Raw genomic sequence first — 15,562 nt, forward strand, 5'->3', positions numbered from 1 at the left:
AAATAAAATTAATGCCCCTAATACACGAATATTTTTTAGTTACTTTACAGATTATATTTTTTTAGTTTGAATTTATTTGACCTTTCTTTAAGATTAAACGGCTTTCCTATAAAGGAAGCTAAAGATGCTTTAAAGGATATTCAGGCTAAAAACGATACTGATTTTAAAGCTTATGTTGAAGCTAAAAAACAAGAAATTGTAAACTTTCATTTAGAGAAAAACCCATTTTACAAAACTTTTGGAAAAGGCATCGATTTAAATGATTGGAACCGCGTTCCGATAATGACCAAAAGCCATTTGCAGCAACCTTTGGTCGAAAGACTCTCAGCAGGTTTCACCCCTAAAAGTGTTTACATCAACAAAACATCTGGCTCTTCGGGTGACCCATTTATTTTTACAAAAGACAAATTTTGCCATGCCTTAACTTGGGCCGTTATTCAAAACCGTTTTGGGTGGTATGGGCTTGATTTTAACACTTCAAAACAAGCGCGATTTTATGGTATTCCTTTAGATAAAAAAGGCTATCATAAAGAACGTTTTAAAGATGCTTTAAGTCATCGTTTTCGATTTTCGGTGTTTGATTTAAGCGATGCTTCGTTCGAAAAGTATTTGAAAAAATTCGGCTCAACTCGGTTTGATTACATCAACGGCTACACAAGTTCCATTGTGCAATTCGCTAAATTTCTTCAAAGAAAAGACATTGTCCTAAACCATGTTTGTCCATCGTTAAAAGCTTGCGTTGTAACTTCTGAAATGCTTTTTGAAGACGACAAAAAGCTCATGGAAACCCAATTTGGTGTGCCAGTTATTAACGAATATGGCGCTTCGGAACTAGATTTAATTGCCTTTGAAAATCCAGATGGAAACTGGCAGATTAACAGCGAAACCTTATTTGTAGAAATTCTAGATGAGCAAGACAACCCGCTTCCTTTAGGAGAAGAAGGACGCATAGTTATTACCTCGCTTTACAACAAAGCACATCCATTTATTCGGTATGATATTGGCGACATCGGAAAACTTTCGAAGACCAGTACCATTAAAAATCCTATTCTCGAAAAACTTATTGGGCGCACCAACGATATAGCCATTTTGCCCAGTGGAAAAAAAGCTGCTGGACTAACGTTTTACTACATCACCAAAAGCATTATTGAAGACAATGGCAATGTAAAAGAGTTTGTAATTGAGCAATTAAAACCCGATACATTTAAAATTGTTTACGTGAGTTCTGGAAAACTCTCAGATGAGAAAAAAGAAAAAATAAATGCTGAAATGGAAAACTATCTTGAAAATGGACTGAACATTATTTATGAGAAACAAGACCAATTGAATCGTTCAAAAAGTGGTAAATTGAAGCAGTTTTCATCCTACTTAAACAAAAAGCAATGAAAATTACCATAGTTGCAGGTGCACGCCCAAATTTTATGAAAATTGCGCCAATTATTGAGGCAATTCAAAATAAAAAAAGGAAAGGTTTTAATATGAGCTATAGGCTCGTGCATACTGGCCAGCACTACGACAAGAATTTGAGTGGCACTTTTTTTGAAGAACTCAATATTCCATTGCCAGACACAAATTTAGAAGTTAAAAGCGGTACACAAGCTGAACAAACCGCTGCCATTATGATTGGTTTTGAAAAGGAATTGCAACAAAATCCATGTGATTTAGTAATGGTTGTCGGCGATGTTACCTCAACAATGGCCTGTGCCATTGTCGCCAAAAAAGCGCACATAAAAGTAGCTCATGTTGAAGCAGGAATACGCTCTGGGGACATGAAAATGCCTGAAGAAATAAACCGAATTGTGACCGACAGCTTAACCGATTATTTCTTTACAACTTCAAGTTACGCCAATGAGAATCTATTAGAACTAGGTGTGCCAAAATCCAATATCTTTTTTGTTGGAAACGTGATGATTGACACTTTGTTAAAAAATGAAAGCAGGTTGAAAAAGCCTAGTTTTTGGGATAACATGAATTTGAGAAACAAAGGCTATTTTGTAATGACACTTCACAGACCTAGCAATGTTGATGAAGAAGTGCAACTTGAAAATATAATTACTAAAATTGTATCCCTGGGAAAAGATTACCCCATTATTTTTCCTGTTCATCCCAGAACTCAAAAACTACTTGACGGACTCGATTTAAATTTTGAAAATTTACATTACATAAACCCTTTGGGCTATTTAGAATTTAATTATTTAGTGAAACATGCCCTAGCGGTAATAACCGATTCTGGCGGTATTACGGAAGAAACCACGGTTATGAATGTGCCTTGTTTAACTCTAAGAGATAGTACAGAGCGTCTAGAAACTTGTAATATAGGCACAAATTTGTTGGTTGGAAGTGATACCAAAAAAATTGAAAAGGCCTTTAAAATTTTACTTTCAGGCAACTGGAAACAAGGAAGCGTTCCAGAGCTTTGGGATGGACATGCAGCAGAGCGAATAGTTAGTCATTTAACACATATTTTCAAATTGTAAATGAAGGACATTCTCATAATCACCAATTACTTTCCACCTGAAACAGGAGCTGCATCCAATAGAATTTTTCATCTCGCCGAAGGTTTACAAAAGCATGATTTTAATATTTCAGTTTGTACGCCTTTGCCCAACTACCCAAGAGGAAGTGTTTTTGAAGCCTACAGAGGACGTTTTAAGGACACTTCAACGCAAAACAATATTACCATTCATCGCTTGTGGATTTATGCGAGTAATTCTAAAAATAAACTGTTACGATTAATCGCCATGCTATCATATAGTTTTAGCTTGATTTGGTTTTTTATGTGGCATAACATTCCGAAAACTATTATTGTGCAATCACCACCTTTATTGGTTGCTTTTACATCTATGTTTTTTTTGCGCTCCAAAAAAAGAAAACTCATTTTAAACATAAGCGACTTATGGCCTATTGCTGGTCTAGAATTGGGTGCCTTTAAAAAGAATTTCAGTTACAAATTACTTGAAAAGATTGAGGCTTTTAATTATAAACATGCAGATTTAGTTTTGGGGCAGAGTGAAGAAATTCTCGAGCATATAAAATCACTCTACCCAGAAAAAGATAGTTTTTTGTACCGTAATTTTCCTGATTTCCCTGTACCAGAATTGAATCGAAATCTTTCTAAAGAAGGAAAAATAAAAATGGTGTACGCTGGTTTGTTGGGCATTGCCCAAGGTGTTTTCAAACTTTGTAAAGAACTGGATTATTCCAATATTGAATTTCATATTTATGGTGCTGGTGCAGAACAAGCCAAAATAGAATCCTTTATTTTAGAAAACCCAGATCTTGATTTGGTTTACCATGGTGAAGTTTCCAGGGTAAAACTTCACAAAGCACTTTTGGACTATGATATAACCATCATACCTTTGTTAAACAGAATTTATGGTTCTGTACCTTCAAAGATTTTTGAGTATACAAGATTAGGAATCCCTATGTTATATTTTGGTGGTGGTGAAGGTGAAAAAATTATTGAAGATTACAATTTAGGATGGATTGCGGAATCTGGAAATTATAATACTCTTAACAAAGTGATTTCAACCTTGGATCATAAAAACCTAAGTCTTAATTTTAGAAAATCAATTCAAGAAACTGCTAAAGTGCATTTTGATTTTGACAACCAATTATCTCAACTAATTAAGAGGCTTTAATAAGCTTTATCCTCTCCTTTTAAAGCATTTATAAGTGTTTGTGCTATAATTTTAAAATCGAGCAACAACGACCAGTTTTCAATGTAAAAAATATCGAACTTAACACGGTTAATAATATCCTTATCTGTTTCTACCTCACCCCTAAAACCGCTGGTTTGGGCTAGGCCTGTTATACCTGGTTTTACAAAATGGCGCACCATGAATTTATCTATTCTTTGGGCATACATATTGGTATGGCTTACCATATGTGGTCGAGGGCCCACTACCGACATATCACCAAAAAGTACATTAAAAAATTGCGGAAGTTCATCAATACTGGTTTTTCTGATAAAAGCACCTACTTTAGTAACCCTTTGATCCCCTTTTGTAGCTTGGTAAAGGTGGGCGTCTTTGTTGGGTGTCATAGAACGAAACTTATAACAATCAAACTCTTTATAGTTAAATCCGTTTCTGGATTGCTTGAAAAAGACAGGGCCCTTAGATTCCAATTTTATTATTATTGCCAAAATTGGAGTTAACCATGATAAAATAAAAATTATTATAAAAAGGGCAAAAGTGATATCAAAAAACCGTTTAGTAAATTTATTTACTGTATCCTGTATTGGTATAGTTCTTAATGAAAGAATCGGTATATAATCGTAATACTCATACTTTAATTTTTTTGTATAGATGTCCTTGTTATCCGGAATAAATTTTAGTTCCCTCAAATTATTGTCAGCAAAATCAATTAGTTTATTTATCTGTTTATTAGATAAATCTGCAACAGAAAAATAAATTTCATTAATATCATTTTCTATGATAAAATTAAAACACTTTTGAAGGGAAAATTCATCTCCTTTTACTGAAAATTGTTTTATAAACTTATATCCAAAGCTTGGCCTAGTGTTAAAAATGTTTATAAGCTGACGTGTCTTTTCTGTGTCACCAATTACAATGACCTTTCTAAAATTTCCACCCAACGCAGATCTATATTTATTCAACAAAAAAAAGACCAAAAATTTAAAGCACGTAACCAGAAAAAATACCAAGACAAGATAATTGCCAAGAGCCCATCTACTAATATTTGGTTGCTTAAAAAACCCAATAAATGCATATAAAACAAAAACGAAAAAGACAATTTGCCTTAATAGGAGAGTAAATATTTGAACTACCTTGGTATATCTCTGAACTTCATAAAAATGGTTTTTGAATGCAATAATTATCCAAAAAAAACATGCGTAAAAAATAAAAGGATAAAGATTTTTTAAATTAATTTCGAATAAAAAAATAGCACCAACAATTATACTTAAATCTATGAAATAAGAAATGGGCTTTATAAAACCAGAATATCTACCCTGTTTAAAAGTATTCAATTTATTTTTTTATGTGGTTTTTAAAATCTTTATGTTCGCTTTTAAACAACTCTTCCTTGGATAGTTTTTTAAAATAATTGTAGGTAATATTCATGCCTTTAGACCTGTCAATTTTAGGCTCCCAATTTAGTATTTTTTTTGCAAGGCTTATATCTGGTTGTCGTTGAAGTGGGTCATTTTGGGGAAGTTCTTTATAAACTATTTTTTGTGTAGTGCCTGTAAGCTTAATTATTTCCTCCGCAAACTCTTTTATTGTTATTTCATGGGGGTTACCAATGTTAACAGGATATGAATAATCACTAAACATTAAACGATAAATACCTTCTACTTGGTCATCAACATAACAAAAAGAACGAGTTTGCGAACCATCTCCAAAAACCGTTAAATCTTCACCACGCAATGCCTGCCCAATAAATGCAGGGATTACACGCCCATCGTTAAGTCGCATACGCGGCCCATAAGTATTAAAAATTCGAACGATCCTTGTCTCAATATCATGAAACCTATGGTAGGCCATAGTAATAGATTCTTGAAAACGCTTAGCTTCATCATAAACCCCTCTTGGTCCAATAGTGTTAACATTGCCATAGTAATCTTCTGTCTGAGGGTGAACAAGCGGATCACCATATACTTCGGATGTTGATGCTATTAAGATTCTTGCCTTTTTTGCCTTGGCCAATCCCAGAAGATTATGAGTCCCCAAGGATCCCACTTTTAATGTTTGAATTGGTATTTTGAGATAATCTATTGGACTAGCAGGGGAAGCAAAATGCAAAATATAGTCCAGATTACCTTCTATTTTGACAAATTCTGTTACATCATGCTCAATAAACTCAAAATTGGGATGGCTTTCTAAATGCTCAAGATTCTTTTTATCCCCGGTAATAAAATTATCCATAGCTATGACGTAAAAGCCTTCTTTAATAAACTTATCACATAAATGCGAGCCTAAAAACCCTGCAGCACCAGTTATTAAAACTTTCTTCATTTTTTGAAAATTATTTAGATGAACCTTTTCCTATTGAGTAACAAACAAAACCAATTTTTTCCATTTCATTTATGTCTAAAACGCCCCGCCCATCAAAAACAAAAGCAGGTTTTAACATATGGTTATATATCTTTTGCCAATCGTAGGTTTTAAATTCATCCCACTCAGTTAGAACAGCTATTGCATGTGACTCCCTCGCTGCTTCATAAGGGTCGGCTTTTACCTTCAACAAACTTCTGTTTTCTTCTTCAGTTCTTGTATTTAAATAATCTAAATCAGCATAAATAGATTCCTCAACCACTTTTGGGTCGTAAACCTCAATATTTGCTTGCTCATTCAACAAATTATCGGCAACTTGTATAGCAGCAGATTCACGAGTATCGTTAGTGTCTTTTTTAAAAGCCCAACCAAAGAACGTGATTTTCTTTCCGGAAACTGTGTTGTATAACGTACTAACTATGTTATTAGAGAACCGATTCTTTTGGTAGTTGTTCATAACGACTACCTGTTTCCAATAATCAGCTACTTCATTCAATCCATAGCTTTTGGCTATATAAACTAAGTTTAAGATGTCCTTTTGAAAACAAGACCCTCCGAAACCTACAGATGATTTTAAGAACTTAGAACCTATTCTAGAATCTAAACCAATTGCTTTTGCTACCTCGCTAACATCTGCACCCGTTTTTTCACATATTACTGACATTGCATTGATTGAAGATACACGCTGTGCCAGAAAGGCATTAGCCGTTAGTTTTGAAAGCTCAGACGACCAAACATTGGTTGTGAGTATTTTTTCTGTAGGCACCCAATTGGCATAAATATCTTTTAAGGCTTGGATAGCATTTTTACCTTCTTCAGAAGAATCCCCTCCTATTAAAACCCTATCTGGCTTTAGCAAATCTTGAACTGCCGTACCCTCAGCCAAGAATTCAGGGTTTGATAGAATTTGAAATTTCACACCATTGCCAGTATGGTCTAAAATATTTTTTATAGCTGAAGCCGTACGAACAGGTAAAGTAGATTTTTCAACTACAATTTTATCTTCCTTGGCAACCTTAGCAATTTGGCGGGCACATAATTCAATATATTTTAAATCGGCAGCCATGCCTTTACCTTTACCATAGGTTTTGGTTGGTGTGTTTACTGAGATAAAAATCATATCGGCTTGATCAATGGCCTTGTCAACATCTGTTGAGAAAAATAAATTTTTCCCCCTTGCCTCTTCTACAATTTTATCCAATCCGGGCTCAAAAACAGGAAGTTTTGATAAATCATCATCATTCCAAGCTTTAATTCTAGCCTCATTAAGGTCTACAACTGATACATTTATATCTGGACATTTTTGGGCTATTACCGCCATGGTAGGCCCACCAACGTAACCAGCTCCAATACAACAGATAGTTTTTATTTTAGTCACTGTAAAATCTTTATATTAATACAACAATTAGATTAAGGAAAAAGTTGAAATTATACTTTCTATTCTTTGTTTTCATAAAATTCTGTCCTGTTAAACAAGCAATAAAATATTATAAAAAAGAATATTCCTCTTTGCACCCACAAGAATGATTCTGTAAAACTCCAAACAGGAGCCACAAAACTAAAAAAAACAAACAACAAATTATTCGACTTTAAAGCAAAAACAATATTGCTACTTAATAGGAAAAGAAATAATAATAACCCTATGATTCCCGTTTCTGATAAAACTTGAGCATAGCAATTATGGTAATTATATATGTGATAGCCCTTATAAGTACCATATTGTTCGTGTCTCTTTTTTAAATCAATTCTAGAGGCAAAGAGGCCAAAACCATTGAAGAAAACATGTTCGGTTTCAATCTGTTCTTTGAGAAGTCTTAATTGAAAAAGTCTAATGGAAGTACCTGTCCAAGGGTAAACTTGTGAAAATTTATCCTTTTCTAATACTTGCAACAAATTTGTTTTCTCATCTGAGTTTATAACGAATTCTTCATTTACCCTTTTAGTTATTTCTTTCGTTGCTAAAAGCACAATTAAACAGATTACCAAAAAAGTCAACACTATTTCAACAAGCTTTGGGGTTCTATTCTTGACTTTTTTCCACCCGATAAAAATTATTCCAATTAATAAACAAAAAATTATTGTCTTTGATGACAATAGAACAATCATCATCAAGAAAAAAATCAAAAAAACTATTTCATAAATTCTTTTTTTAGGCTTTAAAAACAAATAAAAAAAACTCAGTGAAAAAAAGACAGAAACATAAATAGCGTTTAAATTAAAACCACTAACCAAATCATGATATGTAAATTCTGTTAATTTTCTAGATTCCAGAAACCGAATGAGTGAAGTGATTACAAACACTATACCTAAAAAAAAATTCACTACGGTATAAGCTTTCAAGATTTTGAAAAACTCAAGTCTCGTAAACTTTGGCAAAAAAGAAAAAGCAAATGGAACTAAAAACAATGCAGAGATTCTGCCTATTCCTTTTAAGGTAAGCGATTTATCAATAGACCAAAAGTAAGTTAAAGAAAACCAAAGGAATAAAAGAACAGGAAAGATGAGTTTATAATCAAAAAATACTTCTTTATTATTTTTTGTAAAAAATTTAAATAAAGAATAAAAAACTAGAAGCACCAAGCTAAAACTACCAAAGCCGTAATCTAACATTAAAGTTGCCAAAAGTAAGCCAACAACGTAAACAGATAGATTATTATTAAATATTTTATTTATTGGTGTTATAGCACTCACTCAAATATTTTAAATATTTATTGTTTATGGAATCCCAATTAAAATTTTCCTCGATTTTGTTGAAACAATTCTTCGTTTTATCACTAAAATCATTTTTAGAAAAATTATCAACAAAATATGACACATCCTCTTTTTCTTTAAAATAAAAGGCATCATCCCCCAAAATCGATTTATTAAATTCATTATCATGAGCGATTATGAATGCATTCGAAGCCATTGCCTCTAATAGAGAAGGGTTGGTACCTCCAACAGAATGACCATGAAAATATAAATTTGAATAATATCGTAGGTTATTTAATTTATCTATGTCGTAGACTCCCCCAATAAAACGTATGTTTTTTGAATCTTTAAATTTTCGCTTCAAATATTCACCAAATTTATTACCATGCTTACCAATAACTAAGAAGGGATATTCCCTTTTTGATTGACTGACACCGTCTAAAATAACCTCAATATTATTTTCAGGCTCTAATCTAGCTATAAGCATATTATATTTTAAGCCACTAACTTTATATTCTTCTAAAACACTCTCATTAGGAAATTTAAAAAGTTCTGCTCCATATGCTATATATTCAGATTCAATATTATATTGTAATTTAAGGTATTTTTGGATTCCTAATGAATCAGCAATTAAAAAATCACTAGACTTAACCGCAAGTTTTTCTGCAAATTTTAAAAATTTTTGAACGGGCTTAGAATATTTTGATCGTTTCCACTCCAAACCATCCATATTAGTAATAATCAAAGGTTTTTTAGGTAAAAACTTATACCAAACTGAATTACTTGTATAACCCAATTGCAAAATTATATCAAAGTTTTGTTTTCTTGCATTTAATATACAATTTAGGTCATAAACAAACTGTCCCATTGTACCAATCTTTTCTTCGGGATCGAGACAAGAAATAATTTTCACCCCTTTAAAATCCTTTTTTTTATAAGGGTGAGAACTTGAATTATAAACATAAACGTCATGTCCATTTTCATATAGGTAAACGGAAAAATATTCAGTGAATTGTTCAAAACCACCATGGTAGTTAGGTATTCCTCTAGTTCCTAATATACCTATTTTCATCCTCTTGATTTGTTTTAGAAAAAAATAATTGTAGTGAAAATAAACCTCCTAGAAAGAGCACAATAATATCGCTTTTATTATATATTCCCGTAATTATTAATGATGTTAGAATAAAAAAAATGGCAACTCCAGAAATGAAGTTGTTGACAATTGTTAAGCTTAAATTCTTATATGGTTTGTAGCATTGCATGTAAGCAAAAACTAGGAAATAAAAGTACATTAAAAGCCCCAATATTCCTGACTTGAATAAAACATATACATATCCATTGTGAATAATTGGTATATACTGAAATCTTTTACCGTCTAAAGGGACTTCAAAACCAAGGTCTACTTGACTGCTAAGTCCTTTACCAAAAAACCATCCAACACTATAATTTGTGTCCTTAATTTGTTGTATGGCTTTAAATGCTTCATAAGCTCTCCAATGATCCCAAAGACTTTCATGGTTGTGAATATCTATATCTAAATCAGGACTGAAAATCTCAGCCGGAGCTATTTTAAGTTTGTACAAAAAGCCATCAATTCCTTTACTATCCCTTTCAAGGTTCATGAATTGCAAAGAAACAAAAAACGAACTAAAGACAATGGTAAAAATAGTTATATAAAGTAATCCTTTTGAAGAAATTTTAGCATAGCCTTTCATTGCAATAATCAGAAGAAACAAAGCAATGAACATTGTTCTGGAAAAATAAAAAACAAAGGAGATTATGAGGAGAAACCTGAAAAATTTAAGTTTTTTTAAGATAGTATGAGAAAGAAATATCTTGTTTGAATTTACAGACAATATTACTAAAGCAAACAATTCAATAAAATTATCTCTGTCTAATTCTCTAATTCTAGTAACTGAAAATGGGTTGTTTGCTAAAAAAACCAACAACTCAAAAATGTGAATAGTTGCAGAAATTGCCGCAGTATAGACTATAGCATTAAAAATAAAGTGTTTGTCTTTTATTTTGTTAATCAAAAGAAAGCCTAGAATAATCAATAAAATGGGCTTAAACAAATACACAAAACCACGTAACGCTTCATATGGTTGAATTTCATAAAACAACCCAGCAAAGAAAGACACCATAATAACAACAAACAGTGGTGAAATTAAATTTAAAAATGATTGAGAAATTTTATTTTCAGGAAAAATGGAAATAAAAGAAATGATTAATAACCCTGCTACAAAATTTATCTCAATGGAATCTAAAAACAAATTAAGAAAAAGTAAGCTGTAAAAAGCGAATTTGTATATTTTCTGAACACTTATTTTCATTAAAATAGAGATGTACTTTTAAATATTTGAATATAATTCAATAAATTTTTTTGAATAACTATTTAGTGAGAACTTTTCCTCTGCTCTGTTTTTTCCATTGATACCAAACTCAGCAATCTTATTTTTATCGGTAATCATTTTCTCTAAAAAAACACAAAGCTCACCTGAATTATTGGGCTCAAAAAGAAATCCCGTTTTATTATGCACAACTATTTCTTTGACTCCACCATGGTTTGAAGCAATAACTGGCTTTTCTGCCAACATTGCTTCCACGGCTACTAACCCAAAGGGTTCTGGTTCTATGGATGGTACAACAGCAATATCTATACTGTCCCAAATCTTCCAAATATCATTTTGAAAAGGAATTATTTTGCACTTTTTATTCAGGTCTTTCTCCTCAATTATAGCTTTTAAGTTTTTTATTAAAATTTCCTGTTTAGGTGCAACTGAACCCACAAAAACAAGTTTAATGTTTTTATACTTACCAACAAGCTCACCAAAAGACCCTAACAACAAACTATGGCCTTTCCATTTGTTTATTCTGCCAACCAATCCGATTACAATATCATCTTTCTCAACTTTAAACAATGAACTCCGAATGTTTTTTATTTCTTCATCTGAAGAAGCACTTTTCTCTCTGTCCAATCCATTTAAAATGGTTATTGATTTCTTTTCTAAACTCTTGTTGCCCTTTGAAAAAAAACGGTTAGAGGCTTGGGAGTTATATACAACACAATCTGAAAAAAAATTAACGATTATTGGATAAATAACCTTGACCAACTTAGGGTGTTCAATAATTTCATGAATATGCCATATGTGCCTAATTCCATAAACTTTAGAATAGAACCCTCCAACTAAAACTGCCAAAGTATTAGAATGAATTATATCTATTTTACGCCCCTTGAGGTTTTTGTTCAGTTTAATTATTGATGAAACAATATTGAAGGGTAAAGACACAATGTTCCAGAAAGAGAACATTTCCCGAGATACTTTTACTACCGAGGAAATAATAACTTCAATGTGATTTTCTTCAAGCAACCTTTTTAAAGGGCCCTCATCGGGAATTACAACTATGACATTAAAATTAATGTTTTCGTTTACGGATTTAGCTAAATAGAATAGTGTCTTGTCTGAACCATATAGTTCTGAAGACTGGTGTACAAAAAGAAGAGTTCTTTTTTTTTTCATTTTTTTAGCTAACCCCCCTCTTTTAAATAACTTTTTTTAAAAAATATATTGAGTATTCTTTCAAAAAATCTAAATAACAAAGAAGAATGTTTAATTTACCCGTCTGGCACTTGGCTTTTATGGATTCACTGAAAGCCTTAAAAATTAATTTATTGCTAATTCCGCCATAGGCCATCTTGGCGGTAGTTGAGGTTACTTTGGCTGTTTTCAAATTTTCTTTTGCCCTCAGAAGCAATTCATAATCTCCTGCTATTTTGTAATCTGCATCATAATTACCATGGATTTTGAAATATTCCTTGTTATGAAAAGCACCTACATGGCCAATATTCATTTTTCTCCGAAATATTTTCCATGACCACAAGCCATTTATTACCCTAATTGTTTTATTGTTTTTTATAACATCCACATTTGAATACACTAAATCCTTGGGGTATTCTAAATTTGATATTGTTTCGTTGTAAAGTTCGAGGGCATTTTTTAAATATATGTCATCAGAGCCTAAAAATGAAATCCAATCTCCAGTTGCAATATTTAATCCCTTATTCCATGCATCATAAATGCCATTGTCTTTTTCTGATATCCATTTAAACGAAATTCCTTTTAACTGAAACTTTTCTTGGTAAGATTTAATTATATCAACTGTTTGGTCGGTAGAGCACCCATCAACCACTATATACTCAATATCTCCCTTGTAGGATTGATTTAAGATAGAATTAAATGTTTCTGTAACAGTCTTATCACTATTAAAGGTAGCTGTTATTACAGTATATTTCATTAATGTTTTTATCGTGAGGCAATTCTGTAAAGCTGTTTTCTAGATGCGCAAAGATATTAATTTTAAAAAATATTATTCTGCTTATAATGCACAAATAAATATCTTTACGGACTTGTAAATAATAACTGAATGGGAAAACCAAATATTAATTTATTTATTGTTGGTGCAGCAAAATCGGGAACAACTTCACTTTATAATTATCTTAAAAGCCATTCAGATGTGTTTTTCCCCCTAGTTAAAGAACCTAATTATTATTCTGATATTGAATCTGAAGATAAGTTGGTATACAATAATCCTAAACCAAAAAAATTCTATCACAATAAAATCATAAATGACAGGGATGTTTATTATTCTCTTTATAAGGATTCAAAAAACTATTCTGTTGTGGGCGATGCAAGCCCGTCTTACTTATGGGATAAAAATTCAGCCAAAAGAATTTATGACGATTTCCCTAATGCTAAGATTATTATTATTTTGAGAAATCCAATAAATAGGGCCTTCTCCCATTATTTAATGAATATAAAGAGTGGTGTTGAAAAAGAAGATGATTTTTTAAAAGCATTAATTAGAGATGAAAATACTTTTCCTAAGGTATGGGGAGATGGCAAAGTAATGCTTTATAAAGAATTGGGAATGTATTTTTCACAAGTGAAATCCTATTATAACGTATTTAAAAAAGAAAACATCAAAGTAATTATATACGAAGAGTTTTTTAAGGACACACAGAAAGGAATAAATTCCGTTTTGGAGTTTTTACGCCTGCCCAATTTTAAACCGGGTGAATTGGATTTGGATAAAAAACATAATGTGTACAGGTCTCCTAAAGGGAAAATTTCAAAGCTTTTATTAAGGAAGAAAGAAAAATTTGATTTTGCCAGGAATGTAACGCCACGTTGGTTAAAAAAGTTCATCCAGAATGCTTTCCTTTTTAAAAACTCAAGTAAACCTGAAATAAGCAAAGAAGCCTTTGATTATTTATCTTCCGCTTTCGAGCGAGAAGTTTTGGGTTTAGAAAAACTGCTCGACAAAAAATTGGATGCTTGGAAGTAGTATTATTCTCGGAGGTTTTGTAATGGATTATAAAATGTCCAAAAACCAAGTTTTCTTTTTATAATAATCACTAAGGCCAAATTCCAAAATATCATTGACAAGCCACTTGCTATTGCTGCACCTTCATAGCTATATTTCGGTATTAACAAATAATTTAAAATTAAGTTAATCACAAATGCAACAATCAAAACATTTTGAAATTGGTTTTGCTGATCTGTCATTTGCATCAAATATCCAACAGATCCAGATATTGCATTAATAAACCGAGATATGCATAAGTAGATTAACGATAGATAACCAATTTTAAACTCCTCGCCAAAAAAACCCAAAATAGGTTTGGCAAAAACTACAAGAGCCAATAGTATGGGTGTTGAGGTTAAAAAAATCATTTTTGTGGAGTTTTTAACTGTTTCTTTCAACCCAGCTATGTTTTTACTTACATAAAACTCTCCAAATTTTGGAGTAGCTATAGCATTAACAGCCATTAAAGTAATCGTTGACAATGCTGCTAATTTTAATGTGGTATTGTAAATGCCAATATCTGTTGTTGTTTTATAATAGGATAACATGAAAATATCTACCCATCCAATAAGAAGTGCAAAGGAACTCGACATCATCATGGGAAATGAAATTTTAAATATTTTTAAATATCCAAAACTAGGTTTCTCTCTTTTTGTAACCTTGTCGGTATTTAGTTTTTTAATTGTTATTACCAGAAAAAGTATTAAGCTTATTAAAACTATAAATACCGCAATTACATATAAATTAAATGTTCCTGAAAAATCAATTTCAAAATTGTAATAAAAAATTAAAAGAATAAAAAAAACCACGTTAATAAGCGTAGCTTGAAACAACATAAAAAATGCTGTTTTTTTAAGGGCTTGAAACAATGAACTATAAATAGTTAACAATGCCATAGGAATGATGGCTATGCTTATTATTTTAAAATAATAAAGCATTTCTGGCTGTCTAATTACTTTAGAAACAACAACATCTGCAAATAGCGTTATTGCAACAATTACAACCAAAGAGAGCGCTATTGAAATAAGTGTAGATCTTAACAAAACTCCTAAAATTTGGTCTTGTTTGTTCTCCACATTTAACTCTGCTATGATTCTGACCAAGGAAGTATCAAATCCAAACTTAGGAAAAATAATTGCAACACTTAAAACAGTGATACACAATGAATAAATACCCCATTCTTCAGCACCAAAATATTTAGTAATAAAAAGCATAGACAGATAACCGAACAACATGCCAATCAGTTTAATGACCAAAGAAACAGAGCCCCCCTTTACTAACTCAATTAAATTTTTGTCTTTATGCTTTGTCATTCTAGGTCATTTAATTTTTTCATTAAACTTTAAGTAAAACACTAGACATTAACTCTAGAAAAATTCATTCAGATAAATTTTAAACCCAAATTTCTGAAGAATTTATGCTCTCTTTACATAAAGTACATTTTGGTGTTTCAGTTTTAAATATTTACTGATTTCTTATTGCAA

General features: G+C 31.6%; 13 protein-coding genes. 4 read left to right on the top strand and 9 right to left on the bottom strand.

Going from position 1 to position 15,562, the window contains the following annotated elements:
- Positions 1 to 66: 66 nt before the first annotated feature.
- From WJN01_RS03380 to WJN01_RS03390, 3 genes are read left to right on the top strand one after another with little or no spacing between them, the layout of a single operon-like run.
- Positions 67 to 1,386, top strand: a complete 1,320-nt coding sequence (locus WJN01_RS03380; RefSeq protein WP_445195749.1) for a phenylacetate--CoA ligase family protein — start codon at positions 67 to 69, stop codon at positions 1,384 to 1,386.
- On the top strand, positions 1,383 to 2,477 hold the full coding sequence (wecB, locus tag WJN01_RS03385; RefSeq protein WP_445195750.1) for a non-hydrolyzing UDP-N-acetylglucosamine 2-epimerase: 1,095 nt from the start codon (positions 1,383 to 1,385) through the stop codon (positions 2,475 to 2,477). Before WJN01_RS03380 ends, wecB begins: the two co-directional genes overlap by 4 nt.
- Positions 2,478 to 3,641 (top strand): glycosyltransferase family 4 protein, encoded by a 1,164-nt coding sequence (locus tag WJN01_RS03390; protein ID WP_445195751.1) that lies wholly within the window; start codon positions 2,478 to 2,480, stop codon positions 3,639 to 3,641. It begins immediately after the preceding gene.
- Here the strand turns inward: WJN01_RS03390 and WJN01_RS03395 are convergent.
- Genes WJN01_RS03395 through WJN01_RS03430 form a run of 8 tightly spaced genes read right to left on the bottom strand, consistent with a single transcriptional unit; the run spans position 3,638 to position 13,007 of the window.
- Positions 3,638 to 4,993 carry an undecaprenyl-phosphate glucose phosphotransferase gene (locus WJN01_RS03395; protein WP_445195752.1) on the bottom strand — a complete coding sequence of 452 codons (1,356 nt, stop codon included), beginning with the start codon at positions 4,991 to 4,993 and terminating at the stop codon, positions 3,638 to 3,640. The genes WJN01_RS03390 and WJN01_RS03395 overlap by 4 nt on opposite strands.
- Position 4,994: 1 nt before the next feature.
- Positions 4,995 to 5,981, bottom strand: coding sequence for a UDP-glucuronic acid decarboxylase family protein (locus WJN01_RS03400; RefSeq protein ID WP_445195753.1), 987 nt, complete (start codon positions 5,979 to 5,981; stop codon positions 4,995 to 4,997).
- A 10-nt stretch (positions 5,982 to 5,991) separates the two neighbouring features.
- Positions 5,992 to 7,398 (bottom strand): UDP-glucose 6-dehydrogenase, encoded by a 1,407-nt coding sequence (locus WJN01_RS03405; protein WP_445195754.1) that lies wholly within the window; start codon positions 7,396 to 7,398, stop codon positions 5,992 to 5,994.
- Between the two features lie 59 nt (positions 7,399 to 7,457).
- Positions 7,458 to 8,711 (bottom strand): O-antigen ligase family protein, encoded by a 1,254-nt coding sequence (locus tag WJN01_RS03410; RefSeq protein ID WP_445195755.1) that lies wholly within the window; start codon positions 8,709 to 8,711, stop codon positions 7,458 to 7,460.
- Positions 8,686 to 9,783: a DUF1972 domain-containing protein gene (locus WJN01_RS03415; protein WP_445195756.1), complete on the bottom strand. Its 1,098-nt coding sequence runs from the start codon at positions 9,781 to 9,783 to the stop codon at positions 8,686 to 8,688. The genes WJN01_RS03410 and WJN01_RS03415 overlap by 26 nt, the downstream gene beginning before the upstream one ends.
- Positions 9,758 to 11,044 (bottom strand): hypothetical protein, encoded by a 1,287-nt coding sequence (locus tag WJN01_RS03420; RefSeq protein WP_445195757.1) that lies wholly within the window; start codon positions 11,042 to 11,044, stop codon positions 9,758 to 9,760. The genes WJN01_RS03415 and WJN01_RS03420 overlap by 26 nt, the downstream gene beginning before the upstream one ends.
- A gap of 18 nt (positions 11,045 to 11,062) precedes the next feature.
- Positions 11,063 to 12,232: a glycosyltransferase family 4 protein gene (locus WJN01_RS03425; protein ID WP_445195758.1), complete on the bottom strand. Its 1,170-nt coding sequence runs from the start codon at positions 12,230 to 12,232 to the stop codon at positions 11,063 to 11,065.
- Positions 12,233 to 12,254: 22 nt separating this feature from the next.
- Positions 12,255 to 13,007 carry a glycosyltransferase family 2 protein gene (locus WJN01_RS03430; RefSeq protein WP_445195759.1) on the bottom strand — a complete coding sequence of 251 codons (753 nt, stop codon included), beginning with the start codon at positions 13,005 to 13,007 and terminating at the stop codon, positions 12,255 to 12,257.
- A 129-nt stretch (positions 13,008 to 13,136) separates the two neighbouring features.
- Here WJN01_RS03430 and WJN01_RS03435 point away from each other — a divergent pair, with 129 nt between their 5' ends.
- A complete protein-coding gene (locus WJN01_RS03435) occupies positions 13,137 to 14,057 on the top strand; it encodes a sulfotransferase family protein (protein WP_445195760.1) in 921 nt (306 codons plus the stop codon).
- 2 nt (positions 14,058 to 14,059) lie between these two features.
- On the opposite strand, the gene WJN01_RS03440 is transcribed toward WJN01_RS03435, so the two are convergent.
- Positions 14,060 to 15,391 carry a flippase gene (locus WJN01_RS03440; RefSeq protein ID WP_445195761.1) on the bottom strand — a complete coding sequence of 444 codons (1,332 nt, stop codon included), beginning with the start codon at positions 15,389 to 15,391 and terminating at the stop codon, positions 14,060 to 14,062.
- Positions 15,392 to 15,562: the final 171 nt, after the last annotated feature.

It is taken from the genome of Tamlana sedimenti (assembly GCF_038148895.1).
Taxonomy (GTDB): Bacteria; Bacteroidota; Bacteroidia; order Flavobacteriales; family Flavobacteriaceae; genus Tamlana.